16 protein-coding genes and 1 pseudogene are annotated in these 17645 nt (G+C 59.5%); 6 read left to right on the top strand and 11 right to left on the bottom strand.

Annotation, left to right across the window (positions count from 1 at the left end):
* Nucleotides 1–108: 108 nt before the first annotated feature.
* Nucleotides 109–624 carry a DUF2867 domain-containing protein gene (locus F759_RS0100465; RefSeq protein WP_027798101.1) on the top strand — a complete coding sequence of 172 codons (516 nt, stop codon included), beginning with the start codon at nucleotides 109–111 and terminating at the stop codon, nucleotides 622–624.
* 408 nt (nucleotides 625–1032) lie between these two features.
* Here the strand turns inward: F759_RS0100465 and F759_RS0100455 are convergent, their stop codons facing one another.
* The 5 genes from F759_RS0100455 to F759_RS0100430 all read right to left on the bottom strand — a co-directional run bounded on the left by F759_RS0100455 (nucleotide 1033) and on the right by F759_RS0100430 (nucleotide 6951).
* Nucleotides 1033–2733: a tannase/feruloyl esterase family alpha/beta hydrolase gene (locus F759_RS0100455; protein ID WP_027798100.1), complete on the bottom strand. Its 1701-nt coding sequence runs from the start codon at nucleotides 2731–2733 to the stop codon at nucleotides 1033–1035.
* A 63-nt stretch (nucleotides 2734–2796) separates the two neighbouring features.
* Nucleotides 2797–3537 carry a 3-oxoacyl-ACP reductase FabG gene (fabG, locus tag F759_RS0100450; protein ID WP_027798099.1) on the bottom strand — a complete coding sequence of 247 codons (741 nt, stop codon included), beginning with the start codon at nucleotides 3535–3537 and terminating at the stop codon, nucleotides 2797–2799.
* Nucleotides 3538–3551: 14 nt separating this feature from the next.
* A complete protein-coding gene (locus F759_RS0100445; protein ID WP_027798098.1) occupies nucleotides 3552–4343 on the bottom strand; it encodes an SDR family oxidoreductase in 792 nt (263 codons plus the stop codon).
* Nucleotides 4344–4556: 213 nt separating this feature from the next.
* The gene (locus tag F759_RS0100435) at nucleotides 4557–5897 is read right to left on the bottom strand and encodes an MFS transporter (RefSeq protein WP_027798097.1); all 1341 of its coding nucleotides are present in this window, start codon (nucleotides 5895–5897) and stop codon (nucleotides 4557–4559) included.
* 115 nt (nucleotides 5898–6012) lie between these two features.
* Nucleotides 6013–6951, bottom strand: a complete 939-nt coding sequence (locus tag F759_RS0100430; protein ID WP_027798096.1) for a BKACE family enzyme — start codon at nucleotides 6949–6951, stop codon at nucleotides 6013–6015.
* A 263-nt stretch (nucleotides 6952–7214) separates the two neighbouring features.
* On the opposite strand from F759_RS0100430, the gene F759_RS0100425 reads away from it, so the two are divergent.
* Nucleotides 7215–8246 carry an AraC family transcriptional regulator gene (locus tag F759_RS0100425; RefSeq protein ID WP_027798095.1) on the top strand — a complete coding sequence of 344 codons (1032 nt, stop codon included), beginning with the start codon at nucleotides 7215–7217 and terminating at the stop codon, nucleotides 8244–8246.
* A gap of 340 nt (nucleotides 8247–8586) precedes the next feature.
* Here the strand turns inward: F759_RS0100425 and F759_RS42760 are convergent, their stop codons facing one another.
* From F759_RS42760 to F759_RS0100395, 6 genes are all read right to left on the bottom strand, one after another.
* Nucleotides 8587–8727 carry a hypothetical protein gene (locus F759_RS42760; protein ID WP_154670893.1) on the bottom strand — a complete coding sequence of 47 codons (141 nt, stop codon included), beginning with the start codon at nucleotides 8725–8727 and terminating at the stop codon, nucleotides 8587–8589.
* A 166-nt stretch (nucleotides 8728–8893) separates the two neighbouring features.
* Nucleotides 8894–9901, bottom strand: a complete 1008-nt coding sequence (gene lhpH, locus F759_RS0100415) for a trans-3-hydroxy-L-proline dehydratase (RefSeq protein ID WP_027798093.1) — start codon at nucleotides 9899–9901, stop codon at nucleotides 8894–8896.
* A gap of 179 nt (nucleotides 9902–10080) precedes the next feature.
* A complete protein-coding gene (lhpI, locus tag F759_RS0100410) occupies nucleotides 10081–10998 on the bottom strand; it encodes a bifunctional Delta(1)-pyrroline-2-carboxylate/Delta(1)-piperideine-2-carboxylate reductase (RefSeq protein WP_027798092.1) in 918 nt (305 codons plus the stop codon).
* A 180-nt stretch (nucleotides 10999–11178) separates the two neighbouring features.
* The gene (locus F759_RS0100405; RefSeq protein WP_027798091.1) at nucleotides 11179–12438 is read right to left on the bottom strand and encodes a metal-dependent hydrolase family protein; all 1260 of its coding nucleotides are present in this window, start codon (nucleotides 12436–12438) and stop codon (nucleotides 11179–11181) included.
* 8 nt (nucleotides 12439–12446) lie between these two features.
* On the bottom strand, nucleotides 12447–13742 hold the full coding sequence (locus F759_RS0100400) for an MFS transporter (protein ID WP_051377025.1): 1296 nt from the start codon (nucleotides 13740–13742) through the stop codon (nucleotides 12447–12449).
* A 151-nt stretch (nucleotides 13743–13893) separates the two neighbouring features.
* Nucleotides 13894–14793 carry a LysR substrate-binding domain-containing protein gene (locus F759_RS0100395; RefSeq protein ID WP_027798089.1) on the bottom strand — a complete coding sequence of 300 codons (900 nt, stop codon included), beginning with the start codon at nucleotides 14791–14793 and terminating at the stop codon, nucleotides 13894–13896.
* 494 nt (nucleotides 14794–15287) lie between these two features.
* On the opposite strand from F759_RS0100395, the gene F759_RS0100390 reads away from it, so the two are divergent.
* From F759_RS0100390 to F759_RS0100375, 4 genes and pseudogenes are all read left to right on the top strand, one after another.
* Nucleotides 15288–15671, top strand: a complete 384-nt coding sequence (locus tag F759_RS0100390; protein WP_027798088.1) for a nuclear transport factor 2 family protein — start codon at nucleotides 15288–15290, stop codon at nucleotides 15669–15671.
* A complete protein-coding gene (locus F759_RS41920; protein WP_152530554.1) occupies nucleotides 15671–15955 on the top strand; it encodes a hypothetical protein in 285 nt (94 codons plus the stop codon). Before F759_RS0100390 ends, F759_RS41920 begins: the two co-directional genes overlap by 1 nt.
* Before the next feature lie 297 nt (nucleotides 15956–16252).
* Nucleotides 16253–16497 (top strand): annotated as a pseudogene (locus tag F759_RS43890) (N-acetyl-gamma-glutamyl-phosphate reductase); the annotation flags it as partial.
* A gap of 424 nt (nucleotides 16498–16921) precedes the next feature.
* Nucleotides 16922–17590 carry a GntR family transcriptional regulator gene (locus F759_RS0100375; RefSeq protein WP_036023288.1) on the top strand — a complete coding sequence of 223 codons (669 nt, stop codon included), beginning with the start codon at nucleotides 16922–16924 and terminating at the stop codon, nucleotides 17588–17590.
* Nucleotides 17591–17645 lie beyond the last annotated feature (55 nt).

Below are 17645 nucleotides of genomic sequence, written 5' to 3'. Positions count from 1 at the left end.
CTGGCGACTGACGTTTCACGGCACATGTTGGGCGGGGAGTCGGTGGGCGACGGCGACATCTCGCTGCTCTAATGTCTCGGCGCAGGGCTCTCGCATTGGTGATCGCACATGTATTGCTATCCGAAGATCGAACAGTCCGATTTGCCGCCGGCCTCGCGGCTGAGACGCTCGTACGGCCGGGCTGATTTCGCGGACGCGTTCTCGGTGGACCTGCCAGAAAGAGCCTGCCACGATGCAGAGGTTCTCGCACGACACGTCTTTGCCAGGCAGCCTGCATGGATTGGCATGCTGCTGAGATTCCGGGACATTCTCGTGCGGCCGTTCGGCCTGAAGACAGCAGCTGACCTCAAGCAGAAAGGAGGCGACAGGCTAAGCCTATTTCACGTATTCGACCGATATGACGACGAGATCGTTCTCGGTGAGGATGACATGCATCTGGATTTCCGCGTGTCGGTCCTCCTGCAGCCGTCATCTCACGGTCGATCCCGCCTCATAGTGACGACACTCGTTTTCTACAATCGTCCGCTGGGGCGAGCCTATATTACGCTCATCGCACCTTTTCACCGGGTTGTCGTACGAGCCTCGCTTCATCGAGCGCAGCGGCTAGGATGGCCCAATGCATAACGGCGATCCACTGAGCCGTCTGCGCGGCTCAGCCAGAGACTTTAACCCGCTCTCGCGATCTGGCAGTCATTCAGTCCCGATCTTTTCGCGTATCGAATTGGCGTCTGTTGGTTCCCAAGCACCACCACTACCGTGATAGGTTTGCGCGTGCAGCCAAACCTTTCATCGCAATGTAGGCAGCGAAAGTAGTATTCGACGATGTCGTCCCATGCAGCGCCCTTCGCGAGTTCGTCAAATGAGACGCAGGTCCAACGTCTGTCTGGAACCATCTCGATGAGCGTTGCGCCTGCGATGTTCTCCGCTGCAATCTGTATCGCTTTGCGTAGCTCGCGAGGATGTCCGATTGCATACCGAACCCAGAGGCCGGCACATCGAGCACATGCCACAGAAGACTCCCCCATCTTCCGCTCATTCCGCGCACTTAAAAGAATCGGCTCGATTCACGTCGCCAGCTTCGTACCGCGGCCACGTCGGGTATTCGCATAGTGGCCGAGTGCGTCCAGGCACGCCAGCTGTGTCGGTGGTTACCTGGTCGACGGGCGCGTTCCGTCTTTCCACCCAGTCCTCCAGAGCCGACAAGGAATCCCATGTCGCGTTGAATGTGCTGCTCGCGGCATGGCCCATGCCGGGGATCTCGTAGAAGCGCACGAATGAGCGAACCTGAGCAGCGCCGAACTGCGCTTGCAGGCGTCGATAGTACTCCTCGGTTGCACGCGTGCTGACCAGCACATCCACCAGGCCGTGAACGAGCAGCAGCTTCCCGCCGCGCGCCTTGAACGCAGAGATGTCCCTGTTCGCGTCGAGCTGCGAACTCAGCCGGCTGATGCGGTTTGCCCACACGCCTGGCGCTTGCGGATCGAGCGACAGAGAATCGAAGTTCGGATCACGAGTGACCGAGTACTTGATCCACTGGTCAGTCAGCACGCTGATGTAGGGCGCCGTCAACGGCATGGGATTGGCAGGCTGCGATGTGCCGAACGCGAGGAAAGTCACGACAGGTTCGACCGGCGACATGCGGCTGGTAATGCCAAGATCGGCGCCCCAGACGTTGTAGCCCGGGTACTGTGTCTCGCCGCTGGCCAGCCAGAAGCGGAAGTGCGTCGGCGTATTGATCGCGTTCAATGCTTCGATTTGCGCGTCGGACAGACAGTTCTCTCCAGTGTCGGCACCTTTCGGACAACGCAACGGCGCGCCACTGAGCGTGGCGAGGGACGGCTCGAAGCGCGCATTGCATTGCTGCTGATCGCTGATGAGTCCGTCGACAACGCCGTCGAGTGCATCGCACGCCTGCATTGCCGCGTCATACACCGCTTGCCGTTTTCCAACGGACAGATAGGCGCCCGGTTTCGCGAGCGCCCGGCTCATACGCTGACCTCCGAGGAGCGCCGCCGCATCGTCCCATGCCGGATACCAGGCGATTGCGCCATTCCAATCGGACGGCCAGCGCTGAATCGCGGTGACGGCTTCACGTCCGCCCGTCGATCCTCCCGCAAAATACGCCTCGCGCGGCAAGTGTGAATAGCGAGCCTTGATGATGGCGAGTGCCGCGTCGCGCGTTTTCTTCAGCGCGTCCCCGCCAAAGTTTCTGACTGCCTCGTCGTTCAGGCCGAAGCGGCCGTCCTGAGAGCCGAGCGCGTTGGCCTGGTGCCCCGAGTCGCTCGCGAACGTCGCATAGCCGCGGCCTAACGGCCCCGATTTGTCGACCGGCCCATTCGGTACATTGCCTGTTACGTCGGGAATCGTGCCGTCGAAACCTCCGCCGCCCAACATCACCACTTTATCGTTCCAACGCGCAGGCAGCGCGACCTTGAACTGAATGTCGGGGGCGGACCTGTCGACGGGCGAGATCTTGCCCGTAATCTCGCAGTACTCGGGCAGCGCGCTCGCGCCGCTTCCACTCGCGGCGACCGGCTTGACCGCGGTAACGCTCGCCCCTGACGTCGGCAAACCGATGTCGTAAGCGGGCACGGTAAAGCCAAGCAGGCGCTCGCACGCGGCCGCGTGTACGGTCGGCAAAGTCGCGGCCATGCCCGATGCACAGGCCGCCGAAATGGCCAGAACGGCGATCGCGCGTGCAACGTTGAGCCTGCATGAATGGGCTGATTTCATGGATGTCTCCGTTATGGTCAACGTTCACACCGCGACCCAACCGCGCCGCGCGGCCTCGAACGCCTAAAGTGTCATGCCACCAGATGCTTCGATGACGGCGCCGTTGATGTAACTCGCCTCATCGCTTGCGAGAAATGCGTAGATATTGGCGATCTCGTCCGGCCTTCCCAGGCGCCGCAGTGGAACCTGGCCTCGCATCTTCTCGATCACCTCGTCGGGTACCGTCGCGAGAATGGGCGTGTCGATAAAGCCGGGAGCCACGGCATTCACGCGGATGCCTTTCGGTCCAAGCTCTCGGCTCCACGTCTTCGTAAATCCGATGACGCCGAATTTGGACGCCGCGTAGTTCGTCTGTCCGTAGTTGCCGTAGATGCCCACCACTGAACTCGCGTTCAAAATGACGCCGGCCTGCTGCTCGATCATGCAATCGACCACAGCCTGAGTTGCGTGGAAAACGCCGCGCAGGTTCACATCGATGACGTCGTCGAACTGCTCCTGCGTCATTTTTTGCAGACGCGCATCGCGCGTAATGCCCGCGTTGTTCACGAGCACGTCCACTCGCCCGAACTGCTGCAGTACCTTGGCGACCATATCGCGAACCGCTTGCCGGTTTGCCATATCGACAGCTAAACCCGCAGCTTCAGCGCCCAGTTCACGACACGCGCCGACCACGCTCTTCACTGCCTCCGCATTGAGGTCGCACGCCGCGACCACGGCGCCTTCACGGGCGAATTTCAGTGCTGTCGCTGCACCAATTCCTTGTGCCGCGCCCGTCACGATGGCGACCTTGCCTTTGAGTCTCATTGATTTACGCATCCTTATAGATATTCGACGTTGCCGTCGACGCTAATGGCTTGCCCGGAGATATTCCGGCCAGCCGGCGACGCGAGGAAAAGCGCCAGCGCCGCGATATCGTCGACGGTGACCATGCGGCGAAGCGAAATCTTGTCGAGGTACTGCTGTTTCATTTCTTCGAACGACACGCCCGTCGACTCGGCTCTTGCTGCGATCACGCGATCCATGCGCTCGCCCTGGACGACGCCCGGCAAAATCGCATTGACGCGCACGTTGCTCGGCCCCAGTTCGACGGCCAACGACTTCATGAGCCCGACGATGGCCCATTTCGACGAAGCGTACGGCGTGCGATATGCGTAGCCGAGCCGGCCGGCAACGGAGGACATCGCGATGATGCTCGCGCAATCCGACGTCTCTTTGAGAAGCGGCACCGCTTTGCGCAAAAAATAGAACTGACTGTTGAGGTTCGTCGAAATGGTTCTTTCCCACTCGTCCGGCGCGATGGCATCGACGTCGCCCGTCGGACCCGCAATGCCCGCATTGTTGATGAGGACGTCGAGGCCACCGAGCCTGGCGTGCGCATCGTCGATGACCGCGTCTACCTGCTCGCGATTGCCAACGTCGGCAACACCCGTGTGCAGCTTCGGGCTGCGTTGCTTCACCTTTTCAATTGCAGCGGGATCCACATCGCAGACGTAGACGTGCGCGTCTGTTTGCAGGAATGCGTCGGCAATGGCCGCGCCGATGCCCGAGGCCGCGCCGGAGATCAGAACGCGCAGGCCGGCTCGCGGTTTCAACAGTTCGAAAGTGTTCATGTATTGCACTCAAAAGTATGTATCGCCACCTGGCGAGAAATGCAAAGCTACTCGCGCGTCCGCTGCGAGAAGGGAACCGTCGCGGCGCGCGAGTATGCATGCGGGACGCGGCAGGTCATGCCCTATCGTCCGGATCGCAGCGACATCGATCGCGAAGTCCCTAATCGGATTCAAGTGTGACCTCCGCGCGCACGCTGTCGGCGTGACGCGGCATCAACCTTTCGACGCCGTCAAGGTGGCGACGGCGGGACGCTCGGCACTATGGATAGCTTTGGCAAGTGCCGGAACGAGGCACAGGCCGAGCACCGACGCGACCACGACGACATTGAAGCCCGAGTCGCTTCGGCCCGTGGCCGTCTCGGCGAGCCCGAACAGATACGGCCCGACGAAGCCGCCCAGGAGCCCGACGGTGTTGATAAAAGCGAGGCCCGCGGCCGCTTGCACGCCTTGCAGCCGCTTCATCGCAACGGCCCAGTAAGACGGCAGAATGCCGCCCGCGAAGAAGCCCGTGATGCCGAGCAGAACGATCTGCGCAGCCTGACTTTTGATCGCGATGAACGCAAATGCGCTTACGACAACGCCCGCAGTCAATGCGCCGATAAAGCCGCAGTCGCTCGCTATCCGCCGGTGGATGCGCGGAAGCGTCAACACGCCAATGAGAAAGCCTATGCCGACGCTACTCGACAGAACGCCGACGAGCACCGGCGACTTCACATGCATCTGTGCGACGATCGAAGGAGTGAAGAAGTACAGGCCGACAAATGCCACCTGATTCAGGAAATAGATGAGCGCGATAAGCACCGTGGTGGGACGCTTCAGCGCCGCGATCCAGTTTGCGGAAGTGAGATCGGCGTGGCCGTGAGTGTCGATTACCGCGTTCGCCTCGAGCGCTTGCGCTTCTTGCGGCGAGAGCCAGCGGACATCGGAAGGCCGGTTCGGCAATTTGAAAAACAGGACGATGCCAAACACGATAGTCGGCACGCCTTCGAGCAGGAACATCCACTGCCAGCCGTGAAGTCCGCCCATTCCTCCGAGTTGCATGAGGCTCGCGCCGAGCGGATTGCCGACGATCAGCGCGATCGACGGAGCCGTATAAATCCAGCCGACCGCGACGGCGCGATCCTTCGGAGCGAACCAGAGCGTCACCATGTACATCAGCGCAGGAAAGAGGCCTGCTTCGGCGACGCCCAGCAGCACGCGCAACACGTAGAACGACCACTCGCCTTGGACGAACATCATCGCGGTAGACAGCGCGCCCCATGTCACTGCGATTCGCGCGATCCATACGCGAGGCCCGATGCGGTGCGCCATGAGGTTGCTCGGCACCTCGAGCAACGCATAGCCGATGAAGAAAATGCCGGCACCGAGCCCGTAGGCCGCGGCACTGATACCAAGGTCCGCTGCCAGCGCACTCTTGGCCAACGCGACGTTGGTGCGATCGATGAATGACAGAAAGTAAATTGCGCACATCAGGGGAAGGAGCCTCGCCATTGCCTTGCGGGTGGCAAGCCAATGTACCTCTCCTGAACTGCGGTCGAGTGTTGTAGCGCTCATGATGTCTCCAGTAATTATCCTGTTTGTTTTTGTCATGTTCCGCTTTGGCATACTGTTGATGCACGTGCGGCAGGAGTGGGTCTGTTTCGGCTCGACGCGTTGCGTCGCCATGTGTTCAAAGCGAGACGCTCTCTCGCCCCTTCAGGCCGAGGATTTGCCGAGCTTCTGCCGGCGTCGCGATTTCAAAAGACAGCTCTTCGAGAATCCGGCGGATCTTGCGGACCTGTTCCGCGTTCGATCTCGCCTTGACGCCACGCGACAGATAAACGCTGTCTTCGAGTCCGACACGCACGTTCCCGCCCATGATCGCGCCCATGGTCACGAGCGACATCTGATGACGCCCCGCACCGAGAATCGAGAACTGGTAGTTCTCGCGTCCGAACAAACGGTCGGCGGTTGATCGCATGACGGCGAGGTTTTCCGGATCAGGGCCGATGCCGCCCAGAATGCCGAGAACGGACTGGACGAAGAACGGCGGCTTGATGAGCCCAATGTCGATGAAGTACGCGAGACTGTACAAGTGTCCGACGTCATAACATTCGAATTCGAAGCGCGTGCCGTAATCGCGGAACTCCGCGAGGATATTTTTGATGTCGCGGAAGGTGTTGCGGAAAATCATGTCCTCCATGCCTTCGACGTATTCCTTCTCCCAGTCGAAGCGCCACGACGACATCTTGGCCGCAACCGGATGCAGCGAGAAGTTCATCGAGCCCATGTTCAGCGAACACATTTCCGGTTTGGCCACACGCGCGTAAGCGAGACGCTCGTCCAATGTCATGCGCGTGCTACCGCCCGTCGAAATATTGATAACGGCGTCGGTCTGCTCGGCGATCGCCGGCACGAATTGCCGGAAGACGTCTGGCGACGGCGTCGGCCGGCCGTCTTCGGGGTTGCGTGCATGCAGGTGAAGAATCGCCGCGCCGGCTTCGGCGGCCTCGAGCGCCTGAGTCCTGATGTCCTCGGGCGTGAGCGGCAGATATTCGGACATCGACGGCACATGCGCCGAGCCTGTCACAGCGCAGGTGATGATGACTTTGCTTGGGGAATTGCTCATTTCTCTATCGTTCCAGTGGCGACATTTGCAACCGCTAGATGTGGGAATCGCCGCGTGCGCGGCTCCGGCGCGCGCAGCGCATATAAGCGGCAAGCGCAAGATGAGGCCGACGAAAGATCGACATCTGTCTCCGATGGTCTGAAGCGCTGCGCCACTGCCGTGCGAGCCTCTCTTGTTCCACTGATAGTAGTGAGATACGATCGGCGATGTAAGGTCATTTACGGACAAGCTGGTGTCCCCGCAGGACACCGACAGGAGGCGCGGTGTCGTCGAGATTTCCGTTGTTGAACGAGCGCATTTACGCGCCGTACAAGATTGCTGCGCTGGTGGAAGTGCTGGCCGAGCAAGGCATTGCCCCCGAGGACAGCCTGAAGGGCAGCGGTGTGTCGCCCGACCAGATCTACGACGCGTCGGTGCTGACCTCGGTGCGGCAGTACGCGGCAGTGTGCAGAAATGCGGTCGCGCTGTCGTCCGATCCGGGCACGCCGTTCAGAACGGGCGCCCGTCTTCATCTTGCGGCGTATGGCATGTATGGCTACGCGCTGATGTCGTGTCTTTCGCTGCGAGACTACTTTCGACTCGGCGTCAAATATCACCGGCTGGCGACGCCGACCATCACGATCGAATGGACCGAGCGCCCGGATACCTCGGTGTGGACTTTCCCGGACGCGTTCACATCCAACCTGCCGCACGACGTGCAGCAGTTCTTGCTGGAGCAGCAGTACACGCAACACGTGACCCACCTGCAGGACGTGGCCGGCCGAAGCTGTCCTCCGTTGCTTGCACGGTTCTCTTATCCGGCGCCCGACTACGCCGCTGTCTATCCCGAGTATCTGGGCTGTCCGTGCGAATTCGATGCCGAGGAATGCGAGCTCATCTACGACAGCGCGATCCTCGAGATGAAACCGCATCTCGCGCACCGGCACTCGGCTGCGCTTTTGCAGGAGACGTGCGACCGGCTCATCGGGCAAGCAAAGGTTTCGTCAGGCGCAGCGGGCGAGGTCTATCAGTTGTTGATGCGCAAACCCGGCGTCTTCCCCGGTATGGAAACCGTTGCGGCGGCATTGAAGATGACGAGCCGCACGCTTCGACGCAGGTTGGAAGCCGAAGGGACGTCGTTTGTTGCCATAGTCGATGACGTCAGATGCTCGCTCGCGACCGAGTACCTGAAGACAACGAAGCTGAGTACCGATGATGTGGCAATGCTGGTCGGTTTCACCGATACGGCAAATTTCCGCAGAGCGCTTAAGCGCTGGACCGGCAAGGGGCCGGGCGAGATCCGCGACCAGCGGTGAGTGCCGTCGATTACCAACTGGAGCCAAGCAGCAAGTTCATGCAGATGCGTTGCGAGCCCAGGCGTTGGTCGAGACCGTCGTCGACACCCGCGGGCCAGCCGGATGACGCGTTCACGGTGCTGCATCACGTGCAGATGATCCGGCTCGGCGGCAACCCGGCTGCGCGTGGCGTTACATCGCAGACATACGAACCATTGCCACGCGGTGCAATAGGCGAAACTCACGAAACTCGGACAGTGCGTTAGTGACGGACCCGCAGCCCGCAACGCCCGTTCCATCGCGGATGAGCCGCGTCACTCATCCAGGATGACGCACGCCAGATCGCACCGGGCGCACCGCTCTATTCCATGGCGCTTTGAACCTCACCCGCGTCTGCCCTGCGCGCGCCACGCCGCACGGCGTCGAGCGGCGCCGGCAGCAGCGCGACGACCACGAACACCGTGGCCAGTGAAAAGAAAAGCGTGCTGATCGACAGGTGCATCGAGCGCAGCGCGCCGCCCCCGCCGGTTCGAGCGTGCCCATGCTGCAACAGGTCCGGTTCACCCGGCACCGACCCATTTGTCGGAAGCCTCCGAATTGTTTCCAGACGAGAAAAGCGCGGAATGCTCGGTGGGAGCTCCCGCGCTAACTGGTATTACCGGAGTCGCTTATCGAACAAGGAACCCGTAGGTCAAAGGGTCACGTTCGTCCACAATCCAATTTGCGAAGCCGCAAACATATGCATTGCCTTCGACCTCGGGAATGACTGCCTTGAACTCCCCGACGGTAGTCTCGCTAAGCACGCGGCCCTTAAAAATGGTTCCGATAACGGACTCATTTACAAGCGTTTCTTCCTTGCCCAATTCACCACGCAGGTAGAGCTGAGCAACCCGCCCGCCAGTGCCAGAGCCGGTCGGCGAGCGGTCCACTTCCCGGTCGGCAAACACGCAGCAGTTGGCTTGCGTGGAGCCTTCATGCCGAGGTTTGTTCGCGATGATAGTGCCGTAGATGTGGTTGATTTCTGGAATGTCCGGATGCTCAACCGGGAACGTCCTGTTTGCTGCGTCCTTCACTTCGGCACCGAAGCGAATGAGTTCCTCGACAGAAGACTCGCGAACTTCCAAACCATGCGGCGCACCGTCGGTGTAAAAGTAGAACGCGCCTCCAAATGCGATATCGCCTTTGACCGTGCCGAAGGACGGCGTTTCAACGGTGACATCTCTCTTCCAGATGAACGACGGGACGTTCACGAAACGAACGTTGCCGGCATGCTCGCCATCCCATTGCACGAACGCTTCGATAAAGCCACATGGAGCGTCGATGCCGATGCGCGTTTCGGGAATCTGGCGCTGCACCCATCCCAACTCGACGGCCGCGGTAGACAGCGCGATTACTCCGTGTCCGCAATGGTCGCTGTAGCCCTCGTTGTGCACGAAGATGATCCCGAAGTCGGCGTCGGAACTTATCGGCTCGGTCAGGTAGCCGCCGTACATGTCGGCATGACCACGCGGCTCGAACATCAACGCCATGCGAATCTCATCGGCGTTTTCTTTCAGCCATGCGCGGCGCTTTACGATGGTGTCGCCCGGCAACCGGGGAAGTCCGCTCGTTACGATACGGAACGCCTCTCCGCCGGTATGTACTTCAACAGTCGAAATGGTGCGAGTGATTTTCATATGTGCTTCGTAACCAGGCTAATGACTTCATCGGCCCTACGCGACTGGCAGGCCGTCCTTCAATGTCAACGGTCGTAGGTGCTCCGTTCAGGTCACCGTTCGCATCGAATGAGTATATAAACGACAACGGCTTTTCCTCCAGAAGATGCTTCCGCTTCTCATCCGAAGCGCGAGGTCAGTTATCGCAACGCGTTCGCGACGACCCGACACGCAGCCAAATCCCACGCAGCGCATCCCACGCTTTTGAAAAGAACTGGTTTGCTCGCCTTGAACTCACCTTGAAGAGCTTTAGCCAGCGGCATGACGTCGGTCCAATCGACCTGAGCTTGAATCAAGTCGCCAGCTTCGTGCTTTGCTCCGACGGGGTCGTCGACAACCAGAGAACTGCTATCAACGGTACTCTTCGAAATTTCTGCTGCGTCAGGTGTGAAGGCGCCCACGCCAATCACGAGGCGGCCCTCGCGTCCAGGTTCCGTGTACACAGGCTTTTTACTGGTGGTCAATGTAATGACGACGTCTGCCGTTTCCGGAATCGCTTCATCGGTAATGGCGGTTAGATTGGGCGCAACTGAGCGGTTACGAGCCACGAACTCGCGTGCGTTGGGCTCGGAGCGCCCCTTAACGCGCAGTTGGGCTTCAGGGAATATGGCCGCAAGTGCTTCCGCATGGTTCGACGCCTGCTTGCCGGTACCGATGATGACAATCTCTTTCGGCGAGTGGCCGTGAAGCGTCTGGATGCCAAGCGCGGTCACCGCCGCTGTGCGGCGGCCGGTCACCGTAGGACCGTCCAGTACGAAAAGCATCTCGCCGGTGAAGGCGTCACAGGCGATGACTTGCCCGTGAATAGTGGGTAACTGTCTTCTCGCGTTGCCGGGGCAGACGTTGACCAACTTGTGAATCGCGAGGTCGCTCGCGCTTGCCGGCATCGACAGCATCAATCCTCCGTCCTGCATCGGAATTGCCATCCGTTCCGGACTCACCACCTTGCTAGCGCTGTATTCGACGATGGTGTCAGCGAGCACGCTCACAAGAATCTGGTAGTCGAGGAGCGAGGCAGTCGCAGCTGCGTCGAAATTCCGGATGTCGCGTGATGTCATTCGAAAGCCTTTTCGTTCGAGTGTCTTGAGCCGATGGGTTCGGCGGTGAGAGGCAGCAGCAATCTGGCTGCATTAGGGGCAATCCGACGAGACTTCACTCCCCTGGTAGGCACCTGCCGCTGGCCCAGACCTGTGTGTTTAAGGCGGCAGCAAGCTGCTCCAAAGCCGAAGGGCTATCCATCAGTTCCCGACAGGCTCGAGCAGACGACCATCTTCTTTCATGACCACGCCGCCTTTGATGACAACAGGGATGTGCTCGCCCTGACCTAGCAACAGGGAGATGTCCTCCACCGGGTCCCCGTCAACGACAATCAGGTCGGCCACAGCACCGACAGCTACGGTTCCCCGTACGCCTGTTTCCCGGGTGATTTCTGCGGCAACACAGGTCGCGGAACGAATTGCCTCGATGTTACCGACCACTTCCGCTCTGACTGCGAATTCATCAGACTGGAAGGCATGCAATTCGCCGAGCATGTCCGACCCGAAGCCGACTTTCACACCGACACGCGACATCAGTGCTAAAGCCTCGCGCCCTACGGACCGTGCTCCGTCAATCTTTTCGAGTGACTCGACGGGGAAGCCGAGCGCTGGACCTTTCTCCGATAGCCTGTCTAATGTCGACAACGTTGGGACAACTGCGACATCGCGCTCTACAAGCAGACGAGCAGTCTCTTCGTCAATCAGGTTGCCGTGCTCAATGCATTTGACGCCGCATTCAACCGCGCGTCGGACGGCGCGAGCGGTATATGCGTGGGCCATCACATAGGTGCCCGCAGCCTCTGCTTCCTGCACGGCTGCCCGGATTTCTTCCTCCGAATATTGCGTGTTCGTTATCGGGTCGTTGGGCGAGGCTACGCCGCCCGACGCCATGACTTTGATTTGGGAGGCACCTTTGAGCAACTCTTCGCGAACTGCCAGACGCATCGCGTCGACCCCGTCTACGACCCGAGCGATGGACCCTTGACGGCCCAGACATCCGCACGCGTCGTCCAACTTATCGTTGCGCTGACGGAAGTCGCCGTGGCCGCCAGTCTGGGACAACGCTTTCCCCGATGACAGAATGCGCGGGCCCCAGAGGACGCCATTGTTCACGGCCTCACACATACCGAAGTCTGCTCCACCGGCGTCTCGTACGGTAGTGAAGCCTCGATTCAGCATTCCACGCAGTACGGGCAACGTTTTGAGTGCAGCGAGGAAGTTTGGCATCGCCGCGCTCGCACCCAGATTGGTATTGCCTGCGACGACGTGTACGTGAAGGTCGATGAAACCGGGCAAAACCGTGCGGCCAGGCAGGGTTAACCTGCGGGCATCATCGAACGAGGCGGGCACGTCGCCGATTGCAGCTATTTTTCCATCGGCTATACAGACGTTAACGCTGGTCTGGCGTTTTCGCGTTGCGGGGTCGAACACCGCTACGCCTTCAAGTACAAGCTTGCTCATTTGTTTCCTCACGACTGGTAGGGCCTCATCAACCGCGTGCCGAGGAGGCTTAGGACAGCGGCAAAGATGATGTAGTAAGAGGCAGATTCGGCATCGCCAGTTACCTGCGCGAGCCAGGTAATGATGAAAGAGGCGAAGCCGCCGAAGATAGTCACGGCGCCGTTGTACGCCAACGATAGTCCCGTTGTACGCACGCGGCTCGGGAACATTTCGGTGAATAGCGCCAGGATTGGACCGGTGTAGGCCGCGATGAGCACACCGAAAATGACCTGGAAGGTGAGCAGCGTTCCGAATGTAGGCGACTTGATGAGGTGAGAAAACAGCGGATAGCTGGCGGCGAGAATGACAAGCGCTGCAATCGTAATGACGGGTCGCTTGCCGACGCGGTCTGACAGGGCACCGAAGATGGGAGCCATTACCATCAGCACACCACCGCTGACGATGCCTGAGATAAAGCCTTCCCGCTGAGGCATGTGAAGGTACTTCACAACGTAGGTCGGAATGTAGAACAGGATGACGTACGTACACACGGTCCACAGCACGACCATCAACAGGCTTGCGACAACTCCTCGTGGGTATTCGCGGATTACGTCACGGAGCGGCGTGCTGGCATGACGCTTCTCCGACGTAAATTCCGGTGTCTCTTCTATTTTCAGGCGGATGTAATAGCCGACCGGAGCAACGAGCATTCCGACAACGAACGGAATACGCCAGCCCCAAGATGTCAGCGACTCGACCGACATGCTTGAGGTGATGACTGCGCCGGTAATGCTGCCGATGACCACGGCGAAACCGATGCTGGTCTGAATCCAGCTGGAAAAAAACGCTCGACGATTCGCTGGAGCATGCTCAGTCAGGAACGCAGTTGCTCCCCCCATTTCGCCGCCTGCGGACAGGCCCTGCAGCATGCGCGCGACGACGATGAGGCACGGCGCCGCGATTCCGATGCTCTGGTAAGTAGGAGCGAAAGCGATGAGGGCTGAGCCGAGCGCCATCACAAGCATCGCGAGCGAGAGCGCCCGCTTGCGCCCAACCTTGTCCGCATAGATGCCGAAAGCAATGCCGCCGAGCGGACGCATGACGAAACCTACGCCGAAGGTCGCGAGCGCCAGCAGCAGCGAGGTCGTCTCGTTCCCAGAGGGAAAAAACAGTTTGCCGATGATTGCCGCAAAGAACGCGTATCCGGAAAAATCGAACCACTCCAGACCACTTCCAATGACGGTAGCGAAAATCGCCTTCCGACGCGTCACCATCCCTATGGGCGCTTCGCCCACCAGCATGCCATTCGATGCACTCGTTGCCATTTAAACCTCTCTGAATTGTCGTTTAGCGAGGTGAGCATTCGCGATTCGTCACGCAATCAATGTAATTTTTGGCGTGACGCGCGCATAACGCTAAATTCGCAAACGCGCTTGCAAAAAACGCAAAGGCATCAGGAGGCTTGCGGCGGAGAGCTCAGGGGAAAACTGACTGACCGATTACCCATTGGCGGAAACGACGGGCGGCAGGTGTTTCCGCACGCTCTGACGGCCAGGTGACAAAATATGAGCCGCCCATTGTGGCATGGCAGTCCGATGCCCTAACGAGCGCGCCATGCTCAAGTAGCGGGTCGATAACCCGGTCCCAACCGAGCGCGACGCCCTTGCCATGCGTCGCGAGCTGAACAATGAGTGGATAGCTGTTGACAATGATGGTTTGACTAAGCATGGGTCGTTCAAGCCCTGCCTGTTCGAACCAGGTGTGCCACGACATCCAGCTACGTTCCGCGTCCTCCAGAACAAGCAATGTGCAGGACAGGAGCTCTACTGGCGTCAGTCTGCGCCGGTCGAGATACGCAGGAGAACAGACCGGAAATACTTGTTCGTCAAAAAGCTTCCGTGTGTGCGTTGCAGGAACCTCGGGGTTCCGGAGATAGAAAATGCCTACGTCGTACTCGGCTGGCGAGACAGCACCAAAGTGGTCCCGCACGATGATGCGCAGGTCCACATCCGGATTCTCATCGATGAACGAGCCGATTCTGGGCGCGAGCCAGAATACCGAGAGGCCGGCTGTACAGGAAATCGTGAGGCGAGACTTGACGACGCGAGCCATGAGGCTGGAGGTAACACTCGTGCACAACTCCAGCATGCGCCGTACGTCGACCGCATAGGTTTCTCCTGCTGGTGTGAGCTTTAGGGTGTTATGTTCCCTCACGAACAGGCGGCGTCCCAGGAATTCTTCTAGTTGAGATATCTGGCGGCTAACGGCACTGGTGGACAGGTGCAGTTCCTGCCCGGCGCGGGTGAAACTCAGGTAACGCGCGCTCGCTTCGAATGCTTGCAGACAGGCTAGTGGAGGCAACGGAGAGAGAGCCATGATGTGCGGGCTGTGCAAGTCGTAGTAACGCAGCAGGATAGCCTAATCGCAGCGGGCAGCGGGCCATGATTGTCTACACCCATAGAGTTCGTGAAACGCTGTGCGCTTTCGAACAGTTTAATAGCTGACCAGTTCATCTTAGGAACGCTTTCGTCGCGGCGGTCGGGAGTTGCGGGCGACGCAAAGTTCCGCAACGGCTCGTGGAACAGTTTATTAAAACGACCACATGGTGTGCCGTTGGCCGCTCTGATTAACGAATCACTTGCGCTCGCCTTGCGTTCCCATGTCCGGCGCCTATGCTGACTAGGCCGGCGCGTCGTGACTGCGAACGCTCGCGACGCACAAGTCGATTCCGCACGCGTCTTCCGACGCCGGCAAGCAGCTAGACCATAGGTACGAGCAGCGCGCTAGTCTTGCCGGGTGGCTATCGACGGCCTGCCGATGAATGTACCAGTCAGCTCTTTTCTCCCGGCTCTCAGTCTACGGAGGCGCATATGGAAACGCCAATAGCTCTTGCGAAAAGAGCGTATGAAGCATTCGGGCGCGGTGACATTCCCGGAGTACTCGAACTCATCGCTGACGACGTTGACTGGAAGGTGGTGGGTCCGTCAAGCCTGCCTTACCCGACACATTGCAAATCGAAGGCGGAAGTCGGTGCTTATTTTCAGCAGCTAGCGGCCTCCGACGAGATAACGCGTTTCGAACCTCGCGAATTCATTGAAGCTGGCGAGCGCCTCGTCGTACTGGGATGGGTAGAAGCCAATATTCGCTCAAACAATGAGCCGTTCGAGAGCGAATGGGTCCACGTTATGACAATTAAGGACGGGCTGCTCAGGAACTGGACACAGTTTTTCGACACGGCCGCACGAGTTCGCTAATGTCGGGGCCGATTCAAGAGACAGCAGAACGAATTATTTCGGGCAACGTCATGCAATGCGGCTACGCCACCTTTCGTATCAGGTATCAAGCGGCAAGAAGGATTCCAGAACCGGCGTTGATAAGACCACCTGCTGCGGCAGCGGCGCAGCAGGTGGTCGTCGTAGAAGACAATCAAAAGGTGCCCGTAAAAATCTGCTCTATTCTCGAAGTGCCTGGATGCAGGGCAGAACACGCCGTGACGCAGACGAAGCGCTCAAGGTGCTCGTCGGCGCGCCGCATCTGACTTCAAATTTCGGACGTGGAACAGCCCCGTGAAGACGAGCGGCATCGACTTCGCGGACCAGGTTCGCGGCATGTGGCCAGCGCAGAACTTTCTCGTTGATGACCGGTTGCGTTGACGCGCTCTAGCGCGCAAAGCTGGCGGAGCAATTGTCTTGGCGCAGCCTTTCAATATCGACGAACCTGGTCTGCTACATGCCGCCACGCGTGACCTCAGTGCCCGGAGATTATGCTGACAGCGTGACCGCGACGATTACTTACTGAGAGCGTGTCGTGCCGGCTGCAGCGCGGGTACGGGAACGGAGCGTTCCGCCAGGGCATCGTGCTGACGGTGCCGCTGCGTTGCGGCTGGTGGCATCCGGCGCGAGTGCCGCGACGTTACACGCATGCCTCGCACGCCGCTATGCCGAGGTAACTCACGTACGAGTCTTGCCGTTGCACGAATCGAATCCGTTAAAACACTTGGACCCGCAAGTGCTGAAAGGTACGAACGACATGCACTCAAGCGTATTTCATGAACCTCATGCTCACGCGTCAATAATGGCCGATGACTTGAGCCCGGCGTTCGGCCGCCCCATATGCCGACAATCGTTGCCAATCTGGTCGTGGCCGTCGAGCGCACCGATAGTGCAATTAAATATGTACTGCATATCAATCGTTGGAGATTTATTCTTGTCAAACTTCGGACCGCTCGAGACGTGAGATCGGTACTCGCTGCATCTCATCGTTCACCACCGGTCAGCAGGCCGCTAATCCTGCGAAGGAGGAAGTGGCTGGCCATCCTCTTCTGCTCACGTTCGAGTCGCGGCGCCAATGCAACTTGTACGCTCGCACGCCGAACTCGATGACTAACCGGCCTACGGGAAACTCCCAACGTCTCCTCGCGCCGTGCATTGCATACAATATGGTCTTAACAAGCCTTTTAGTGCCAGCTATGTCGGACATAAATCGCTCTTTGCATACAATACAGATGGAACCGGCGCGTTCAGCGGATGACGTCTACGCCGCGATCAAGGACGCTGTCACGAGTGGCCAATATCGCGGAGGTGAATATCTGCGCGAGGAACAGCTTGCCAGGAGCCTGGGCGTGAGTCGCACGCCGGTACGCGAGGCCTTGCGGCGTCTCGATGCCGAGGGGTGGGTGGAAACGCGACCCAATTACGGCGTACGCGTGAAAACGTGGACCCTTGACGATGCGCGCGAGATTTTCGAGGCGCGTCTTCTGGTGGAGCCGTATCTCGCGGGACGCGCGGCCTCGTCTATCGCAGCGTCCGACATTAGGCGTCTAGAGACGCTGGCCGATGCGATGCTCGCTATCACCGAACGCCCATCGACGGCTCAGTCCAGCGAAGCGTGGTTCGCCGCGAACGGGGAGTTTCACGCAATCATCACGGCCGCCGGGAACAACGCGCGGCTTGACCGCTCGCTGAGATCGATGAAGGAAACGCCGCTGATCAAATGGACCTTCGGCACGTATAGCGACGAGGACCGCGTACGCAGCGCACGTCAGCATTTCGAAATCGTTCGCGCGCTAGAACAGCGCAACGCCGCGTGGACGGAAGCCGCCATGCGCTGCCACATTCTCGCTGCCGAAAACGCGGTGCTCGACCGCCCCGACCGGGAGCATCCCCGCTCCTGAATCAAGCAGCGGTTCGGACAGCAACAGCATCACGAGCAGTCATTTGATAGTCGCG

The organism is Paraburkholderia dilworthii, from assembly GCF_000472525.1.
GTDB classification, from domain to species: domain Bacteria; phylum Pseudomonadota; class Gammaproteobacteria; order Burkholderiales; family Burkholderiaceae; genus Paraburkholderia; species Paraburkholderia dilworthii.
The sequence above is the reverse complement of the archived record's forward strand: the minus strand, read 5'-3'. Positions and strand labels throughout refer to the sequence as shown.

Coding starts and splice junctions, on each gene's coding strand:
- F759_RS0100435 (WP_027798097.1), bottom strand. CDS start 5,897: ATGAGCGCTACAACACTCGACCGCAGTTCAGGAGAGGTACATTGGCTT.
- F759_RS0100455 (WP_027798100.1), bottom strand. CDS start 2,733: ATGAAATCAGCCCATTCATGCAGGCTCAACGTTGCACGCGCGATCGCC.
- F759_RS0100445 (WP_027798098.1), bottom strand. CDS start 4,343: ATGAACACTTTCGAACTGTTGAAACCGCGAGCCGGCCTGCGCGTTCTG.
- F759_RS41920 (WP_152530554.1), top strand. CDS start 15,671: ATGTCGGGGCCGATTCAAGAGACAGCAGAACGAATTATTTCGGGCAAC.
- F759_RS42760 (WP_154670893.1), bottom strand. CDS start 8,727: ATGCACCTGTCGATCAGCACGCTTTTCTTTTCACTGGCCACGGTGTTC.
- F759_RS0100390 (WP_027798088.1), top strand. CDS start 15,288: ATGGAAACGCCAATAGCTCTTGCGAAAAGAGCGTATGAAGCATTCGGG.
- F759_RS0100400 (WP_051377025.1), bottom strand. CDS start 13,742: ATGGCAACGAGTGCATCGAATGGCATGCTGGTGGGCGAAGCGCCCATA.
- F759_RS0100465 (WP_027798101.1), top strand. CDS start 109: ATGTATTGCTATCCGAAGATCGAACAGTCCGATTTGCCGCCGGCCTCG.
- F759_RS0100430 (WP_027798096.1), bottom strand. CDS start 6,951: ATGAGCAATTCCCCAAGCAAAGTCATCATCACCTGCGCTGTGACAGGC.
- fabG (WP_027798099.1), bottom strand. CDS start 3,537: ATGAGACTCAAAGGCAAGGTCGCCATCGTGACGGGCGCGGCACAAGGA.
- F759_RS0100395 (WP_027798089.1), bottom strand. CDS start 14,793: ATGGCTCTCTCTCCGTTGCCTCCACTAGCCTGTCTGCAAGCATTCGAA.
- lhpI (WP_027798092.1), bottom strand. CDS start 10,998: ATGACATCACGCGACATCCGGAATTTCGACGCAGCTGCGACTGCCTCG.
- lhpH (WP_027798093.1), bottom strand. CDS start 9,901: ATGAAAATCACTCGCACCATTTCGACTGTTGAAGTACATACCGGCGGA.
- F759_RS0100375 (WP_036023288.1), top strand. CDS start 16,922: ATGGAACCGGCGCGTTCAGCGGATGACGTCTACGCCGCGATCAAGGAC.
- F759_RS0100405 (WP_027798091.1), bottom strand. CDS start 12,438: ATGAGCAAGCTTGTACTTGAAGGCGTAGCGGTGTTCGACCCCGCAACG.